The sequence below is a fragment of the Profundibacter amoris genome, assembly GCF_003544895.1.
GTDB lineage: Bacteria > Pseudomonadota > Alphaproteobacteria > Rhodobacterales > Rhodobacteraceae > Profundibacter > Profundibacter amoris.
The window spans coordinates 1,098,077-1,114,605 of the sequence record NZ_CP032125.1 but is presented as its reverse complement, the minus strand read 5'-3'; the positions used below and the strand labels follow the sequence as shown (position 1 = coordinate 1,114,605).

At 58.6% G+C, this 16,529-nt stretch carries 14 protein-coding genes; 4 read left to right on the top strand and 10 right to left on the bottom strand.

The annotated features are described in order from the left end of the window. Both BAR1_RS05540 and BAR1_RS05535 read left to right on the top strand, forming a co-directional pair. A complete protein-coding gene (locus BAR1_RS05540; RefSeq protein ID WP_118942101.1) occupies positions 1-657 on the top strand; it encodes a site-2 protease family protein in 657 nt (218 codons plus the stop codon). Between the two features lie 102 nt (positions 658-759). Then, the gene (locus BAR1_RS05535) at positions 760-1,101 is read left to right on the top strand and encodes a DUF427 domain-containing protein (protein WP_118942100.1); all 342 of its coding nucleotides are present in this window, start codon (positions 760-762) and stop codon (positions 1,099-1,101) included. Positions 1,102-1,144: 43 nt separating this feature from the next. Here the strand turns inward: BAR1_RS05535 and BAR1_RS05530 are convergent, their stop codons facing one another. Continuing rightward, entirely contained in the window at positions 1,145-1,336 is a 192-nt protein-coding gene (locus BAR1_RS05530; RefSeq protein WP_118942099.1) for a CDGSH iron-sulfur domain-containing protein, read from the bottom strand. Between the two features lie 71 nt (positions 1,337-1,407). Beyond that, positions 1,408-3,096 (bottom strand): chloride channel protein, encoded by a 1,689-nt coding sequence (locus BAR1_RS05525; protein WP_407681525.1) that lies wholly within the window; start codon positions 3,094-3,096, stop codon positions 1,408-1,410. Between the two features lie 82 nt (positions 3,097-3,178). Here BAR1_RS05525 and BAR1_RS05520 point away from each other — a divergent pair, with 82 nt between their 5' ends. Both BAR1_RS05520 and BAR1_RS05515 read left to right on the top strand, forming a co-directional pair. After that, positions 3,179-4,552, top strand: coding sequence for an FAD-binding oxidoreductase (locus tag BAR1_RS05520; RefSeq protein ID WP_118942097.1), 1,374 nt, complete (start codon positions 3,179-3,181; stop codon positions 4,550-4,552). Positions 4,553-4,759: 207 nt separating this feature from the next. Continuing rightward, positions 4,760-6,517, top strand: coding sequence for a LuxR C-terminal-related transcriptional regulator (locus tag BAR1_RS05515; RefSeq protein ID WP_118942096.1), 1,758 nt, complete (start codon positions 4,760-4,762; stop codon positions 6,515-6,517). Between the two features lie 245 nt (positions 6,518-6,762). On the opposite strand, the gene recN is transcribed toward BAR1_RS05515, so the two are convergent. From recN to murB, 8 genes are all read right to left on the bottom strand, one after another. Continuing rightward, the gene (gene recN / locus BAR1_RS05510; RefSeq protein WP_118942095.1) at positions 6,763-8,415 is read right to left on the bottom strand and encodes a DNA repair protein RecN; all 1,653 of its coding nucleotides are present in this window, start codon (positions 8,413-8,415) and stop codon (positions 6,763-6,765) included. Between the two features lie 21 nt (positions 8,416-8,436). After that, the gene (locus tag BAR1_RS05505; protein WP_118942094.1) at positions 8,437-9,288 is read right to left on the bottom strand and encodes an outer membrane protein assembly factor BamD; all 852 of its coding nucleotides are present in this window, start codon (positions 9,286-9,288) and stop codon (positions 8,437-8,439) included. A gap of 125 nt (positions 9,289-9,413) precedes the next feature. Continuing rightward, the gene (gene lpxC, locus BAR1_RS05500; RefSeq protein ID WP_118942093.1) at positions 9,414-10,337 is read right to left on the bottom strand and encodes a UDP-3-O-acyl-N-acetylglucosamine deacetylase; all 924 of its coding nucleotides are present in this window, start codon (positions 10,335-10,337) and stop codon (positions 9,414-9,416) included. Between the two features lie 224 nt (positions 10,338-10,561). Next, positions 10,562-12,148, bottom strand: a complete 1,587-nt coding sequence (ftsZ, locus tag BAR1_RS05495) for a cell division protein FtsZ (RefSeq protein WP_118942092.1) — start codon at positions 12,146-12,148, stop codon at positions 10,562-10,564. 177 nt (positions 12,149-12,325) lie between these two features. Beyond that, a complete protein-coding gene (gene ftsA, locus BAR1_RS05490) occupies positions 12,326-13,660 on the bottom strand; it encodes a cell division protein FtsA (protein ID WP_118942091.1) in 1,335 nt (444 codons plus the stop codon). 13 nt (positions 13,661-13,673) lie between these two features. Continuing rightward, entirely contained in the window at positions 13,674-14,540 is an 867-nt protein-coding gene (locus BAR1_RS05485; protein WP_118942090.1) for a cell division protein FtsQ/DivIB, read from the bottom strand. Then, positions 14,528-15,442: a D-alanine--D-alanine ligase gene (locus BAR1_RS05480; protein WP_118942089.1), complete on the bottom strand. Its 915-nt coding sequence runs from the start codon at positions 15,440-15,442 to the stop codon at positions 14,528-14,530. The genes BAR1_RS05485 and BAR1_RS05480 overlap by 13 nt, the downstream gene beginning before the upstream one ends. A gap of 55 nt (positions 15,443-15,497) precedes the next feature. Beyond that, a complete protein-coding gene (gene murB / locus BAR1_RS05475; protein ID WP_118942088.1) occupies positions 15,498-16,430 on the bottom strand; it encodes a UDP-N-acetylmuramate dehydrogenase in 933 nt (310 codons plus the stop codon). Positions 16,431-16,529 lie beyond the last annotated feature (99 nt).

Here is a 16,529-nt window from a genome sequence, read left to right as displayed (position 1 = left end):
ATGTTCGGCAGCAGCAAAGTTATCTTCGAGTTTCGCGGTGTGTTCGGGGTGCCGGTGCATATCGGCTCCAGCATACTTCTGCTGGTATTTCTGTTCTTGTCCTTTGGCAGCAGCAGCACACAACTGTTTTATAACGCAATCTTTCTGGGGCTGGTTATCGGCTCGATTTATCTGCACGAACTGGGTCATGCCTGGGCCACATTGATACAGGGGATCCCCGTGCGCCGGATCATGATTTACGGCGGTGGCGGATTTTGCGAACGGACCCGCTCGGCCACACCCAGACAAGAAGAACTGATCGTGGCAATGGGCCCGATGGTAAACCTGACCATCTGGGCGGTGGCTTCCTTGGTCTGGCCCTATATGCCCGAAGGGCTGTTGATGTGGGCGGTAAACCTGCTGGCCTGGATCAACCTGTTCCTTGCTATTTTCAACATGATTCCGGTGCAGCCGCTGGACGGCGGCAAGCTGTTCCATCTGATATTGCTGCGCTTCACATCACCGGGCATGGCCACGCGGATTGCCGGCGGGGTTGGGCTGGTGATTGCCATCCTGTGGATACCGGCAATGTATCTGGCCTATACAAAACTGGGTTTCCTGCTGTTTTTCTTTCCACCGATCGGCCTGCATTGGCAAATGCTGCGACGCAAGCTGTAAATGCGGGCAGGAAAAAATTTGCCTGCGCGGCATTGGGGCGTGCAAATCGCCTATTAGATGTGTTAGTGTCAGTGCTCACTCAACATCACAGGGGCGCAGCGCATGTCGGATCATATCAAAATACACAAGGCAAACGGCAAATGGGTGGTGCGCGCAGGCGGGGCGATTCTGGGCGAAAGCTGGAACGCGCTGGAGTTGCTGGAAGGTGATATGAAACCGGTTATCTATTTTCCGCGGGACGATATTGCGATGATTTTTCTGGATGAAAGCGACCAGAGCAGCCACTGCCCGCACAAGGGCGATGCGCGCTATTATTCGATCCAGACCAAAAGTCTGGTGCTGGAAAATGCGGTCTGGTCTTATGAGAACCCGCTTGAATCCGTGGCGCAGATCAAGGGTTATCTGGCCTTTGATCCGGCACAGGTCACCGTCGAAGAACTGTAAAGATATGCCCCGCAGCTGATGCGGGGCCTCTTTGTGTCACAGGCTATTCGTCGCTCCAGCCGTTTTCTTTGTGCGATCCATCACAAAAGGGTTTGTTGGCCGACATGCCACAACGGCACAGGGCGGTCATGGCCTTTTCCTCGGCCACGGTGCCGTCGGGCAGAACGATCGTTTTGCAGTTTTTCACGATCAACGGGCCATCCTTGCGGATCTCGATACGGGTTTCTTCACTCATTGTTTGCGTCTCCTGTTTGTTGTTCGAAATCAGACTAGCTGTTTTCAGCCACTGGCGATAGGGCGCACCGGTTACGAATGTTCCTCGGCCGCCGTGGCCGCCAGCGCCTTGTTATAGGCCTTTAGCGCGTCCACCTGAAACAGTGCGCCCCACAACTCGGGCGACTCCGCCTCGCTGCCCAGTGTCACAACGGGGATAAAGGCATGCGCGGTGCTGTCGAAAATCGGCATCGCCTGTTTCAGGGTGGCGTTGCCATCGATATAGACCCCCTGCCCGATCATTTCCCAACAGGCGTCATCCGAGGGCGCGCCTTCGGTGCCTTTGGCCCGCATCACGCTGGCCACACCGCACATCGACAACAAATAGGCCTGCGGGCCTGCCGACAGATGCACGCCCTTGCGCTCGAGCAATGTCAGAAAGAACGACCGGTCCACGATCCGGCTGGCCAGGGCGGTCGACAGCGACACCGCCACCATCACCGCGATCCCTGTTTGCCAGTCGCCGGTCAGCTCGAACACAATCAATGTGGTGGAAATCGGCGCCCCCAGAACTGCCGCCGCGACCGCGCCCATGCCCGCCAGCGCATAGATGGTTTCCGAGCCCGACACATTGGGAAAGATCGAGGTCGAGATCAGCCCGAATGCCAGCCCCGTCAGCGCACCGGTCATCAGGGACGGGGAAAAGATGCCGCCGCCCATCCGGCCCGCCATGGTGATGGCCACGGCAATCACCTTGATCACCGCGAAAATCATCGCCTGATACAGCAGCAGATTGCCGGTCAGCGCCCGCGATGTGGTTTCATAACCAACCCCGATGATATGCGGAAAGACAATCGCCAGCGCCCCCAGCATCGCACCGGCCACGGCTGGGCGCAGCCAGCCGGGCATATGGGTGCGGTTTTGCACATAGGTGCCCAGATCATCGGCCCAGAACACCGCCTTCATCAGCGCCACAGCCACAAGGCCGCTAACCAGCCCGAGGATCATAAACGCCGGTAATTCCACATAAAACACCAGCGACCCTTCGACCGGAACGGTAAATTCGGTGACATCGCCCAGATGTATCCGGCTGATCACCGTGCCCGCAACGGACGCAATCACGATCGGTGCAAAGGCATGCACGGCAAAGTGCCGCAACACCACTTCCAGCGCAAACAGCGCCCCGGCAATCGGCGCGTTGAACGACACCGAAACCGCCGCCGCCACCGCGCAGCCCAGCAGATCACGCCCCGTGATGCCGTTTGCATGGATGCGGTTCGACACCCAGCTGGAAATCACCGAGGCCAGATGCACCACCGGCCCCTCGCGCCCGCTGGACCCGCCCGAGGCCAGCGTGATCATCGAGGCAATGGCACTGGCAATGCCCTCTTTTTGTTCAACCCGCCCTTCGTTCATCGCCGCGCCTTCGATCACATCGGCAACCGAACGCACCACCCCGTCGTCGGTATAACGATTCAGAATCAGCCCCACGACCAGCCCGCCAACAATCGGGATTGTCAGAATCCAGTACCATTGCAGCGTTTCGGCGAATGTGTGCAGCATATGCAAATCTTCGGCCCCGTAGAGCCAGCCTTGCAACGCTGTGATCCCCTTGCGAAAGCCAAGTGCCGCGTATCCCGAGGCAATGCCGATAAGCAGCGCAATGAACCAGAACTGGACCTGGCTTGGCCCCTTTTGGCGCAACACCCGTAAGCCGGCGCGCAGGCTGTCCACGCCTTCGCCCAGCTTGCGGGCCGCCAGTGTTTTTTCCTCGTTCAGCACCGCCAGCGCCCTACCTTTAATTGCGGGCTTTAACCCCGCGTTACCTTGGCCTATCTTGCGCAAAACAGCTTTGAGGCCCGCAATGACCATCCAGTTCGCAATCACTGCATTAACCACTGTTCTAGGGGATCGTCTATCTGTGGCCAAGCCCGATCTGGAGGCCCACGGCGCATCCGAGACCCATTTCCCCCCCGCCCCGCCCGATGCGGTGGCCTATCCGCTGGATACCGACGAGGTTTCGCAGATCATGCAGATTTGCAACGAACATGATTGTCCGGTCATTCCCTATGGTGCGGGCACTTCGCTTGAAGGGCACACATTAGCGGTAAAGGGTGGCGTGACGATTGATCTGGGGCGGATGAATCGCCTGCTGGCGGTGAACGCCGAGGACATGGATGTGGTGATCCAGCCCGGCCTGACCCGCGAGGAGCTGAACACCGAACTGCGCACCACCGGTCTGTTCTTTCCGGTCGATCCCGGCGCCAATGCCACCCTTGGCGGCATGGCCAGCACACGGGCCAGCGGCACAACGGCGGTGCGTTACGGCACCATGCGCGACAATGTTCTGGCGCTTGAGGTGGTTCTGGCCGATGGCCGCGTCATCCGCACCGGCAGCCGCGCGCGCAAATCTTCGGCCGGATATGATCTGACCGCGCTGTTCGTCGGGGCCGAGGGCACCCTTGGCATCATCACCGAACTGACCCTGCGCCTGCATGGTCAGCCCGAGGCGATTTCATCTGCCGTCTGTTCCTTTGACGATATCGGCGATGCGGTGAACGCGGTGATCGCCACCATCCAGATGGGAATCCCGATGGCGCGGATCGAATTCATCGACGCCGATACCACGCGGGCCTGCAACGCCTATTCCGGCACTGATATGCCCGAAGTGCCGCATCTGCTGGTGGAATTCCACGGCTCGGACGCGGGCGTTGCCGAGCAGGCCGAACGCTTTGGCGAAATCGTGCAGGACATGGGCGGCACCGGTTTCAAATGGTCCGCCAAAACCGAAGAACGCAACGCCCTGTGGGACATGCGCCACAAGGCCTATTACGCCTGCGTTGCCCTGCGCAAAGGGGCCACCGCGGTTGTCACCGATGTCTGCGTGCCGATCTCGCGCCTTGCACAGGCGGTTGAAGAAACCCGCGCCGACATCGCCGCCAGCCCCATTCCGGGTCCGATCCTTGGCCATGTGGGGGACGGGAATTTCCACGCGATCCTGCTGGTGGAACCGGGCAACGAGGCGGAAATGAAAACCGCCAAAGACCTGTCAAACCGCATGGTGGAACGGGCGCTGGCAATGGGTGGTACGGCCACCGGCGAGCACGGTATCGGCATAGGCAAGCTGGATTACATGCCCGCCGAACATGGTGACGGCTGGGATGTGATGGGGGATATCAAATCGGTGATGGACCCGAAATACACCTTGAATCCCGCCAAGGTTGTACGACCCACCTGAGAACTTATCCTTAGTGTGTTGTTATTGCGAATAAACACTCTGTTTCCGGTTCACAATTTGGAACGATCAGGTAAGAATGATACCCTGAACGTATAAATTTGAGAATTTCCTCGAGCAGTTTTACACATATATATTTTCTTCCCGTCAAATCTTGCCGGCAAGGAAAATGTGCAAAATTGCTTGGGGGGCTACAGGGTAACGCGCGGCATGGTCAAAAACACAGGCAAAATCAACAGCGAGACTCCGCCCGGAGTGCGCGACGAGGTGATTGACCGCCTGTACGAAGTGGCCATGGACCCCACCCGTTACGAGGAACTTCTGGACCATTGGGAGGATATGATCCGGCCCTTGCGCAAAGGGGCGAACGGCACTTTGGTCAATGTTGATCTGGATGCCGAATATGTCAGCCATTTCACCCGCGCCGACCGGTTTCTGGAAAAGCTGGATGATAATTCTTCGACTGAAAACCATTTGGCCAATGTGGACAAGGCAGCGGCCTTTCTGATTGGCAGGGATTTGCGGATTGTCGATTTGAACAGTCCGGCGATGCAGGTTTTAGGCGTGCAAAAGGGCAACAGGCTGTCGGAACTGCCGATCGAGCCGGACGATCTGGCAGCATTGGAAAAACAGGCCGCCGCCATGCTGATGAGCAATGGCGAAATGACTGCCGTATTTCGCGCCCGAATGACCGATAACAACCGTTTGGTGGTGTTCCAGTTGCAAACCCTGCGGCAGGAAAACGAACCTCCGCTGGTGGTGGCCATCACTTCAGAAGTCAGTTGGCCCGAAGGGTTTGACGCCCTGCTGAATTCCGCCTTTGGCCTGACAACTGCGGAAACCGGCGTGGTGCGGGGGCTTGCCGAATGTCAGAGCCTGCGTGAAATCGCTGATGCCCGCGGGCGGTCTGTGGATACGGTACGGGCGCAATTGAAATCGGTTCTGGGCAAAACCGAAACCCGTTCGCAAACCGAACTGGTCCGCCTGACCCTGTCGATGATGGACATCGCCAGTTACACCGAAGACACCGCGGCACAGGTTTCCGGTGAAAGCACAGGCACCCATAATCTGGAAACCCGCCCCTTCCATGTGCTGACCTTGCGGGACGGACGGAAAATGGATTACCTGATACTGGGTGATCCAAAGGGGCGCCCGTTGTTCTTTCTGCCGCAGGATTACGGGCTGGTGCGCTGGCCCGCCTCGGCCGAGGCACACGCGGCGAAACGGGGTCTGAAAATTGTCGTTCCGGTGCGTGCCGGCTTCGGGAACTCTTCGCCTTTCCCGAAGAAAAAGGAACTGGGGCCGACCATTGCCGATGACCTTGTGCAATTGATGGACCATTTGGAAATCGACCGCTGCCCCTTTGTTTCCCTTGGGGCCGACGTATACTATTCCGCCTATCTGCATCAGGCCTACCCCGACCGTGTCAGCGGCGTTATTGCCTGCTCGGGCACCTTCCCGCTGGACCGCTCCGTGCAATATGAACGCATGGACAAATGGCACCGGTTCATTCTGGCGGGGGCCAGATATACTCCGCATCTGTTGCCCTTCATGGTCAAAGCCGGTTTTTCTCTGGCACGCCGGCTGGGAAAACGCGGCTTTGTCCATGCGGTTTACGGCGGATCAAAAGCCGATGTTGCCACTTTCGAAAACCCCGAGGTCTTCGAGGCCATGGTCTGCGGCTCCGAAGTCTGCCTGTCGAAAACCCATAGCGCCCACAAGGCTTTCGCAATGGAAGTGACCGTTCAGGAAACAACCGATTGGGCGCCCGTGCTGGAAAACCTTCAGGGGGCGGTTCCCGTGCATTATCTGAACGGGCTGCAAGACCCGCAAGTGCCCGCCGAAACCCTGCGCGAATTCCAGCGGAAATACCCGTGGATCGATTTCCGCACCTACGAGGATGCCGGTCAACTGGTGTTTTTCCTGAAATGGCCCGAAATCATTCCACTGATCGAAAAATATTTATAATATTTTCACAGTTTACCCCATATGGGGTATGACGAGTCATACCGAACCGGTGCAATCTGACTTTATTGAATCACGGTGAACAGGTTACTCGCTGCAAACCCTAAATTCTTTTTCGAATAGACCATCCCCCTTCCGGGGCGGTTTGTTCAAAGTAAATATATCCGGGTTACCGGGATTCGGGATGGCTCGTTTGGTGGCAATGACACGCTATATTCAGTGTTAAACATCAGGCGGCCGTCCCGAATTTACTTGTCCATTATCAAAGACTTGGCGGCCTCGCGGGCCACATCGGTTACTTTGTCCGCCGACAACATCCGCGCGATTTCGTCAACACGGGCGACCTCGTCCAGCGGCACAACCGCCGACGTGGTTTGCCCTTTTGCCACACGTTTTTCCACCCGCCAGTGATGCGCACCGCGTGCCGCCACCTGCGGCGAATGGGTGACGACCAGCACCTGCGCACCATCCGCCAGCGCCGCCAGACGCCGCCCGACAGCATCCGCCGTTGCCCCGCCCACACCGCGATCGATTTCATCGAATATCATCGTGATGCCGCTGATTTGCGCCGTCAAACACACCTTCAGCGCCAGCAGGAACCGCGATAGTTCCCCGCCCGAAGCGATTTTGTTCAGCGGTCCCGAGGGCGCACCGGGGTTGGTGGCCACCGTGAACACCACCGCATCCTGCCCGTCCGGCCCCGCATCGGCGGCTGTGATTTCCGTGGTAAACACCGCCCGTTCCATTTTCAGCGGAGCCAGTTCGGCGGCCATCGCCTTGTCCAGCGCGCGTGCCGCTTTCTGGCGCTTGGCGGTCAGTTTCGCGGCCATTTCGCCATAGGTTTTTTCCTCGGCCGCAAGGGCGGCACGCAGGTCCGCGACATTCCCTTCGCCCTGATCCATCGCGGTCAGTTTTTCGCGCAGGGTATCAGCGAATCCGCCCAGATCATCGGGCAATACCTCGTGCTTGCGCGCCAATGCGCGGATTGCGAACAGGCGTTCTTCGGCGTGTTCCAACTCAGACGGATCGAATGCCAATGCCTCAAGCGTTGCCTCGACCCCGGCCTGCGCTTCGCCCAATGCATCCTGAACCCGTAGCAAAGCCTCAAGCGGGCCGGTCAGCCGCCCCTCGGCCTGATCCGCCGCCCCTTCCAGCCAGCGGGTGGCATCATTCACCAGCCCCTCGGCCCCCTCGTAGCCGATCGCGGCAAGGGCTTTGGACACATCTTCGCGGATACGCTCGGCGCCCTGCATAAGGCGGCGTTTGGCATCCAGCGCGGCCTCTTCCTGTGGCTGCGGGTCCAGCGTGTCCAGCTCCGCGACCGCGTGGCGCAGGAATTCTTCCTCGGCACGCACAGCCGCCAGATCGGCCTCGGCCTGTTCTAGCGTCTTGCGCACAGCTCCAACCGCCCGCCATTGCCGCCGCAAGACATCCAGGTCTTTGGAATGATTACCAAAATCATCCAGCATCGCCATATGCCCGCGCGGGTTCAACAGGCCACGATCATCAAACTGGCCGTGCAATTCCACCAATGTATCCGACAACGCGCGCAGCACCTCGCCGGAACAACGCCGGTCATTGACCCACGCGGTTTTGCGCCCGTCTTTGGTGTTTACCCGCCGCAAAATCAGCTCGTCCTCGACCGGCAGGCCGGCCTCTTCCAGCACGGCCCGCGCCGCGTGACCATCGGGCAGATCAAACACCGCCATCACCTCGCCCTGATCGACACCAGAGCGCACCAGTTCGGCCCGCCCGCGCCAGCCCAGCACAAAGCCAAGCGAATCCAGCAAAATGGATTTCCCCGCCCCGGTTTCCCCGGTCAGCACATTCAAACCAGGCTGGAACGCAAGTTCCAGCCTGTCGATGATTAGAATGTCCCGAATATCAAGGCTTCTGAGCATAGCTTCCCCGATCTTGCCCGATCAGAGCCATTCGCCCTTGATCATCTGGCGGTAAATCGTTGCCAGCCAGTTTTTACCGCGCACCTTGGGTTCCAGACCGCGTCCGGTCAACAGGCGGTAACTATCCTTATACCACTCGGTCGATTTGAAGTTGTGGCCAAGGATCGCGCCAGCCGTCTGTGCCTCTTCGTCCAGACCCAGCGACAGATAGGCTTCGACCAGGCGATGCAGCGCCTCGGCGGTGTGCGATGTGGTCTGGAATTGCTCGACCACCACACGGAACCGGTTGATCGCGGCAGTGAAATGGCCTTTTTTCAGGTAATAGCGACCAATTTCCATTTCCTTGGCGGCCAGATGGTCAAACGCCAGATCAAATTTCAGAATCGCTGACCGTGCGTAATCACTATCGGGGTAGCGTTCAATCACGGTGCGCAGGGCCTGCAGGGCCTGAAAGGTCAGACCCTGATCGCGGCCAACATCATCAATCTGGTCGTAATAGGAAATTGCCAGCAGATATTGCGCATAGGCAGCGTCTTCGTCGGCAGGGTAAAAATCAATGAACCGCTGTGCAGCGGCGCGGCTTTCTTCGTATTTCTTGTCCTTGTGAAAGGCGAATGCCTGCATGATCAAGGCGCGTTTGGCCCATTCCGAATAGGGATACAGGCGCTCGACCTCGCCAAACAGCTTGGTGGCTTCGGTCGCTTTGCGCTTGGTTTCCAGTTCGAATTCGGCGCGTTTGTACAATTCTTCGGCGCTATATGATTCAAGAGGGCGCTCTTTTGCGCGATTGCCCCCTTTGCCAGAGCAGCCAGCCGTAATGGCCAAAGCAGCCATCATTCCAATCAGAACCAAGCGTGTTTTACCGCGTGCCATTCCCCGACTACCCCGTCATATGCCTGTACGGACCGCTTTGGTCCCAATTACTTCGACTCTGTCTAGCACAGAAAAATCCGGTGCAAAACGCCTTAACTGCGTTTTTTCATCGCTTGTTTATGGGATTACACAGAGGCGGGCAAATCAGCGCGGTGAACACCGACGCCAGGCAGGCGCGCAGCAAGCGTTTCATCGCATTCCACCATGCGATAAGCGCCCGGCGTGGCGAACAGTTTGCGCAACAATTTATTGGTCATCGCATGGCCCGCACGAATACCGGTATATCGGCCCAAAAGCGGCGCACCGGCCAGCGCCAGATCGCCCAATGCGTCCAGCATTTTATGGCGCACGGCCTCGTCCTTGTGGCGCAGGCCACCGGGCGAAAGCACCGTATCTCCATCCACAACAACCGCGTTTTCAACAGTGCCACCAAGGGCCAGACCGTTGGCGCGCATCATATCCACGTCTTTTTGCAGACAGAATGTGCGGCTGTCGGACAATTCACGCACAAAGGCGCCATTGGCCATGTTCAGGGTTTTGTTCTGGCGCCCGATCAGTTCGGACTGTTCGGCAAAATCAATATGGAAATCAATATGCAGCGTATCTGACGGCTCCAGGCGGGCCGTGGCCAATCCTTCGGAAACTTCCACCGTTTGCAAAACCTCGATCGCGCGGACGGGTGCATCCAGACGGCGCAGACCTGTTGCAACCAATGCTTCGACGAATTCAGCGGATGAGCCATCCAGAACCGGCACTTCGGGGCCATTTATTTCGATCAGCGCGTTTTGAACGCCACATCCCGAAAGGGCCGCCATAATATGTTCGATGGTCGAAACCGAGGCCCCAGCCCCGTTGGAAATCTTTGTGCAAAGCTGTGTATCGCTGACAGCATCGTAACGCGCGGGGATCAAACTGTCGCCATCCAGATCGGTGCGACGGAACCAGATACCGTAATGCGCCGAAGCCGGATGCAGTGTCATGCGCACGGGTTTGCCAGTGTGCAGGCCAACGCCGGTAAAGCTGACTGTCGATTTGATCGTTGTTTGCATTCAAGCCCCGTTAAAGGATACGCCAGACATACCTGTTTCCGACGGATTTGAGGTAAATGGTACCGGTGCATTACACAACACACAGTTTGTAACGGCTTGAAACATCTTTGTAACAGATGCGCAAAGACCTGCCACAAGTTGAGTGACGCCAAGCTAACCCCTTGTATTCAAATAAAAAGGGCCTGCGAAAATGCAGACCCCTTTAAAAAAGATTTGAGCGTTATTTAGTTGGCCTGACGCCGCAGGAAGGCCGGAATCTCAACCCGCTCCTGCTCTGGATCCGCCTCGGCTTCTACAGCGGGGCTTTGGACCGGCGGCTGCTGGCGCACCTGCTGGGCCGGCGTTTCATGGCCTGACTCACTGTGGCCAGTCATCCGGTTGATCAACGAATTGATCCCGAAACGCGGCTTGTCAGTGGCGGGCTGAGGTGCCTCTTCCCGAACTTCGCGTCCGGGCACGTTATGAACTGCGGCCTGCAAACGCGCCATCGCCTCGGGCGATGGTGTTCCAGGGGTCGGCGCCTGCGGCGCTACGAACTGGGCCACGTCTTCTTCAATTGCTTCGATGCTTTCGGCCTGTGCCGGCGCTGCCTCGGTTTCAGGCTGGTAGGCCGGAGGGGGCAGATCGTCAGAGGTGTCATTGAATTCGTTAAAGAAGTTGTCGGTTTCTTCTGCGGCTGTTGTTTGCGCCGTGTCAAAGAAGGATGGCTCGCTCGCTTCGCTGGCAACGGCGGTTGCCGCAACAGCAGCGGCGGGGGCTTCACTTGCCTCGGTTGCCGCCTCGGGCTGTTTCAGCGGCTCGGCCAGGCTGCGACGCGGCAGCGGCATGTCCGAATTCACGTCCACAGCATCGATGCCGGTGGCAACCACGGAAACGCGCATCATGCCTTCCATGCTTGTATCCAGTGTCGAGCCAACGATGATGTTTGCTTCGGCATCCACTTCCTCGCGGATACGGTTGGCGGCTTCGTCCAGTTCGAACAGGGTCAGGTCGTAACCACCGGTGATGTTGATCAGCACGCCTTTTGCGCCGCGCAGGCTGATTTCGTCCAGCAGCGGGTTGGCAATGGCTTTTTCAGCGGCCTGAACGGCGCGATCTTCGCCTTCGCCTTCGCCTGTACCCATCATCGCCTTGCCCATTTCGTCCATTACGGCGCGAACATCGGCAAAATCCAGATTGATCAGTCCGGGACGAACCATCAGGTCGGTCACACCTTTGACACCCTGATACAAAACGTCATCAGCCATCGAGAAGGCTTCGGTAAATGTGGTTTTCTCATTCGCCAGACGGAACAGGTTCTGGTTGGGGATGATGATCAGCGTATCAACAACCTTTTGCAGCGCCTCGACACCGTCTTCGGCCTGCTTCATGCGCTTGCCGCCTTCGAACTGGAAGGGTTTGGTGACAACGCCAACGGTCAGAACACCCAGTTCACGGGCGGCCTGTGCGATGATCGGCGCAGCACCTGTGCCGGTGCCGCCGCCCATGCCGGCGGTGATGAAACACATATGTGCGCCCGCCAGATGATCAACGATGGATTCAATGGTTTCTTCGGCAGCAGCGGCCCCGACCGAGGGGCGCGCGCCGGCACCCAGACCTTCAGTGACTTTCACACCCATCTGGATTTTCGCGGCCGCGTTACTTTGCTGAAGCGCCTGCGCATCGGTGTTGGCCACCACAAACTCGACCCCGTCGAGTTCTTTTTCGATCATGTTGTTGACAGCGTTGCCGCCCGCCCCGCCTACGCCAAAAACTGTAATGCGTGGTTTCAGATCCTGCTGCTGTTGGTCTTCTACAAAATTCAATGCCATGTAACTATCCGCCTGTTTTCGTTCCAAGCCCTTCAAGGGCTATTGATTGCCTACTCTTAACCGATCTTATCCACAGATACGGCAAACGTCACCTAAAAAACACAAATATACCACAAAATATGGGGTAAACACGTTATTTTTCGGCAGGATTTCGCCATGTTCACCAAATGTTGCGGTTTACCAGTTGTCCTTGAACCATTTTACCGCCCGCCGGAAGGACCGCGCGGGGTATTTTTCTGCGGGAATATCGAAATCCCACCATTCGTCCTGCGGGTGCGCCGCAAACAAACACAGCCCGACCGAGGCCGCAAAGGCCGGTCCGGTCGCCGCCTGCGGCAACCCCTGAACCCGCATTGGGCGCCCAAGGCGCACCTGCTGGCCCAGAATTTTGGTGGCCAACCCGTCAAGGCCCGGAATCTGGCTGCCGCCACCTGTCAGCACGATTTGCTGGCTGGGCAGATGCTCAAATCCGGCCGCGTCCAGACGGGCGCGTACCTCTTCCAGAATTTCCTCGACCCGTGGGCGCATGATGCCGATCAGCTCGGCCCGTGAAACGGTGCGCCGGTCATGTTCCCAATCGCCGGTATCACCGCCGACCTCGATCATGTCGCGGTCATCCATGCCGGTGGCGACAACGCCGCCGTAAAAGGTTTTGATCCGTTCAGCCGTGGCCATCGGCACCTGCAACCCTTGCGAAATATCCGCCGTTACATGGTCGCCGCCCAGACGCACGGAATCCGAATAGATCATGTGCTTTTTCATAAAGATCGAAAGGCCCGTCGCACCCCCGCCCATATCAATACAGGCCGCGCCCAGTTCCTGTTCATCCTCGACCAGTGCGGAAATGCCGGCCACATAAGCAGACGAGGCCAGCCCCGCGATTTCCAGATCACAGCGTTTGATGCAATGCAGCAGGTTGGCCACAACCGTGGCATCCACCGTCAGCATGTGCATATCTGTCGCCAGCCGGTTGCCGATCTGCCCGCGCGGATCAATCAACCCGCTACGATGATCCAACGCGAAGTTTACCGGCTGGGAATGCAGCACCTCGCGGTTATCGCCGTAATCGGGCACATCACACATCGCCAGCACATGCGATACATCGTTTTCAGTGACCACATTTTCCTGCAAATCAATAGATCCGGCCAACCCGTATGAACGCGGGCGCGCGCCCGAGAAACAGGCGATCACATGATCCACCCGCAAATCCGCCATCTTTTGCGCCGCCTGAATGACCGTGCGGACGGCCCGTTCGGTTTCCTGCATCGCAGAGACTTCGCCAAAACGCACCCCGCGCGAACGGGTCGTGGCTGCACCGATCACCCGAAAACCGGACTGCCCTGCCTTTGATCCCATTTCGTCCACGCCGGTAAATTTGTCGGTACCGTCAAACCGCAGCACCAGACAGGCGATTTTCGAAGTGCCCACATCCAGCACCGCGATCACCCCGCGCTGCATCGCGGCCTTGCGCATGTTGCGCATCGCGCGTTGGGCCTCGTATTGGTTGCTCATGCCTCGTTCTCCCTCAATTTTCCGCCCGGATCTGCCGCAACGCTTCGATGGCGTTGTCGGCAATCCTGATCGTCGGGCGTTGCCCATTCCTCATATCAATCACTGTCAAATCCCGCGCCAGCATGTCCTGCGCCTTGTTCAGGGCGATCACACGCTCCAGCGCGGCAATCGGGTTGTCCTCGGGCAGCAGAATCCGCTGGTTACGGTCCAGCACCAGATCCCAGCGGCGCTCGCCAATGCGTTCAATCCCGCGCACACGCGCCAACAAGGGACCGGATGCAGTAATAATTTCAAGGGCTTGTTCAACCGCAACGTCTGCACCATCCCCCGCGACAAGCGGTAGATCAGACCGTTCTTCCCGCGAGGCGATCGGGGCCACACGGTGTCCGGTTGCATCCAGAAGAATTGTGCCCTCATAGGTGCGCCAGACCAATACGGGCACCCGTTCGGTCACATTGATCTGCAAAATACCGCTGCGCACCTGCACATCGACACTGTCCACCGCGTCCATTTGCGCGATGTTGGCCCGCAGGTCTTCCAGATCCAGATCAAAGGCTGTGATCGGAAATTCAACCGGAATGATTTCGCGAATATCGGCGGCCACGGCATCACCCGCGCCATCAATCGCCACCAGGTTCACCATGAACTCCGGCCGCTCCTCGATCGCGCGGCGCATTTCCGAGACCTTCAGTTCCAGCGCATCACGGCGGTCGGCATCCGACAGGAATATCCCGACAGCCCCCGCAATCGCAATCACCGGCAACCCGACCCGCAAAAAACGCCGAAAACCAGGGGTCAGCATCAGGCGCTGCGCCTTATAGGCGGCGCGACTGGGGGCCGGATCACGGCGGGCATTATGTGTTTTCTTTAACGGTTGCATGAGGCGTCCTCGACCATCCAGCGGCACAATTCAGGGAAAGAATATCCACAAAGCGCGGCCTGTTCCGGCGCAAGCGACGTCGGGGTCATCCCCGGCTGTGTATTGGTTTCCAGCAGGATCAGCCCGTCCAGTCCGCGCACCTCGTCCCAGCGGAAATCGGTGCGCGACACGCCACGACAGCCCAGCACATTATGGGCGCGCAGGGCGTAGTCCAGACAGGCATCGGTGATCTCCTGCGGCAGGTCGGCAGGCAGGATATGTTTCGATCCCCCCTCGACATATTTCGCGTCATAATCATACCAGCCGTCGGTCAGGATATCCGTCACGGCCAGCGCGCGGTCACCCATCACGGTAACGGTCAGTTCGCGACCGGCGGCAAAGGCCTCGACCATCACGGTATCGGGCATGTTTTCCGACAGTTTGGGTGGCGAGTTGGCATCTTCGTTCACCAGATAAATACCAACGCTGGACCCTTCATTGTTCGGTTTGACCACATAGGGCGGCACCATTACATGCCGCGCCTGCACCTCTGCGGTGGTTGCAATCACGCTGTCCACCACCGGCAGGCCAACGGATTGATAGGCCGCTTTCGCCCGCGCCTTGTCCATTGCCAAAGCCGAGGCCAGCACGCCGGAATGGGTATATGGAATTTGCAGCCACTCAAGCAGCCCCTGCACGCAGCCGTCTTCGCCCCAGCGGCCATGCAGCGCGTTAAAGGCAACATCGGGGGAAATTTCGCACAGGCGTGCGGCAAGGTCCGGACCCGCGTCCACCCCGATCACTTCATAACCTGTTTCCCGCAGTGCGGTGACGCATTCGCGCCCGGATGACAAAGACACCTCGCGTTCACGCGAAGGTCCGCCCAATAGTACCGCCACTTTCGGGGTTGTCCTGCTCGACATACCCGCCTCGTGCTTTATTTGCCTATGGGGCCTTTTTTTGGCGGCCCCTTATTGTTTATTTTTCCGCGGCCGGTTCACCGATCCGCATAATTTCCCATTCTAGCGTTAAACCACTTGATTTGAAAACCCTTTTTCGCACCTCTTCGCCCAGTTTTTCCAGATCACCCGCCGTTGCCCCGCCGGTGTTGATCATAAAGTTGGGGTGTTTTTCGCTCATTTGCGCCCCGCCGATGGAAAATCCGCGCAAACCCGCGTCATCAATCACCTTCCACGCCTTCAAATCGTGACTGTCATCCGCCTGACCCGTGGAACTGAACCCCGCCGGATTGCGGAACGTCGATCCCGCGCTGCGCTCTTTGGTCGGCTGGGTGGCGTCGCGTTTGGCGATCTGCTCGTCCATGCGGGCGGCCAGCGTATCGGCATCGCCACGCGGCGCTTCAAAGGTGGCCTCGAGCAGAACCCAGCCCTCGGGCAGATCGGTTTGCCGGTAGCGGAAAGCCAGATCATCCGCCGTCAGCGTCACCACCTCTCCGCCCCGCGTCACCGCCTTGGCGCTGACAAACACATCCGCCACATAAGAGCCGTAACAGCCCGCATTCATCCGCACCGCCCCGCCAATCGCGCCGGGAATGGTGCGCAGAAAGGTCAGGTCCAGCCCCTGTTCCGCCGCCTTGCGCGCCACATGCGCATCCAGCGCGGCCACGCCGGCGGTCACGCGGGTGCCGTCGATTTCAATCCGGTTGAACCCGCGCCCCATGCGGACCACCACCGCCCGAATACCGCCATCGCGCACAATCAGGTTGCTGCCAACCCCCATCGGGAACACGGCAATCTTGGGGGCCAAAGCCCGCAGAAAACCGGCCAGATCATTCACATCGGCAGGCTGAAACAACGCATCCGCCGGCCCGCCGACCCGCAGCCACGTCAGATCATTCAGGGGACGGTTTTCGGTCAGGGTGCCGCGCACGGGGGGATATGAATAAGCCATGGCGCAGGGTTTAGCGAAACTTCGGCCAAAGGCAAACCCGTTTGTCACACAGCGGACGGGCCAGCGGCCCGGACAGCGCCGTTCATCAGCCCACTGGGG

Bases quoted from the DNA above. Each gene is read 5' to 3' on its own strand.
- BAR1_RS05540 (WP_118942101.1), top strand. From the start codon at position 1: ATGTTCGGCAGCAGCAAAGTTATCTTCGAGTTTCGCGGTGTGTTCGGG.
- BAR1_RS05535 (WP_118942100.1), top strand. From the start codon at position 760: ATGTCGGATCATATCAAAATACACAAGGCAAACGGCAAATGGGTGGTG.
- BAR1_RS05530 (WP_118942099.1), bottom strand. From the start codon at position 1,336: ATGAGTGAAGAAACCCGTATCGAGATCCGCAAGGATGGCCCGTTGATC.
- BAR1_RS05520 (WP_118942097.1), top strand. From the start codon at position 3,179: ATGACCATCCAGTTCGCAATCACTGCATTAACCACTGTTCTAGGGGAT.
- BAR1_RS05515 (WP_118942096.1), top strand. From the start codon at position 4,760: ATGGTCAAAAACACAGGCAAAATCAACAGCGAGACTCCGCCCGGAGTG.
- recN (WP_118942095.1), bottom strand. From the start codon at position 8,415: ATGCTCAGAAGCCTTGATATTCGGGACATTCTAATCATCGACAGGCTG.
- BAR1_RS05505 (WP_118942094.1), bottom strand. From the start codon at position 9,288: ATGGCACGCGGTAAAACACGCTTGGTTCTGATTGGAATGATGGCTGCT.
- lpxC (WP_118942093.1), bottom strand. From the start codon at position 10,337: ATGCAAACAACGATCAAATCGACAGTCAGCTTTACCGGCGTTGGCCTG.
- ftsZ (WP_118942092.1), bottom strand. From the start codon at position 12,148: ATGGCATTGAATTTTGTAGAAGACCAACAGCAGCAGGATCTGAAACCA.
- ftsA (WP_118942091.1), bottom strand. From the start codon at position 13,660: ATGAGCAACCAATACGAGGCCCAACGCGCGATGCGCAACATGCGCAAG.
- BAR1_RS05485 (WP_118942090.1), bottom strand. From the start codon at position 14,540: ATGCAACCGTTAAAGAAAACACATAATGCCCGCCGTGATCCGGCCCCC.
- BAR1_RS05480 (WP_118942089.1), bottom strand. From the start codon at position 15,442: ATGTCGAGCAGGACAACCCCGAAAGTGGCGGTACTATTGGGCGGACCT.
- murB (WP_118942088.1), bottom strand. From the start codon at position 16,430: ATGGCTTATTCATATCCCCCCGTGCGCGGCACCCTGACCGAAAACCGT.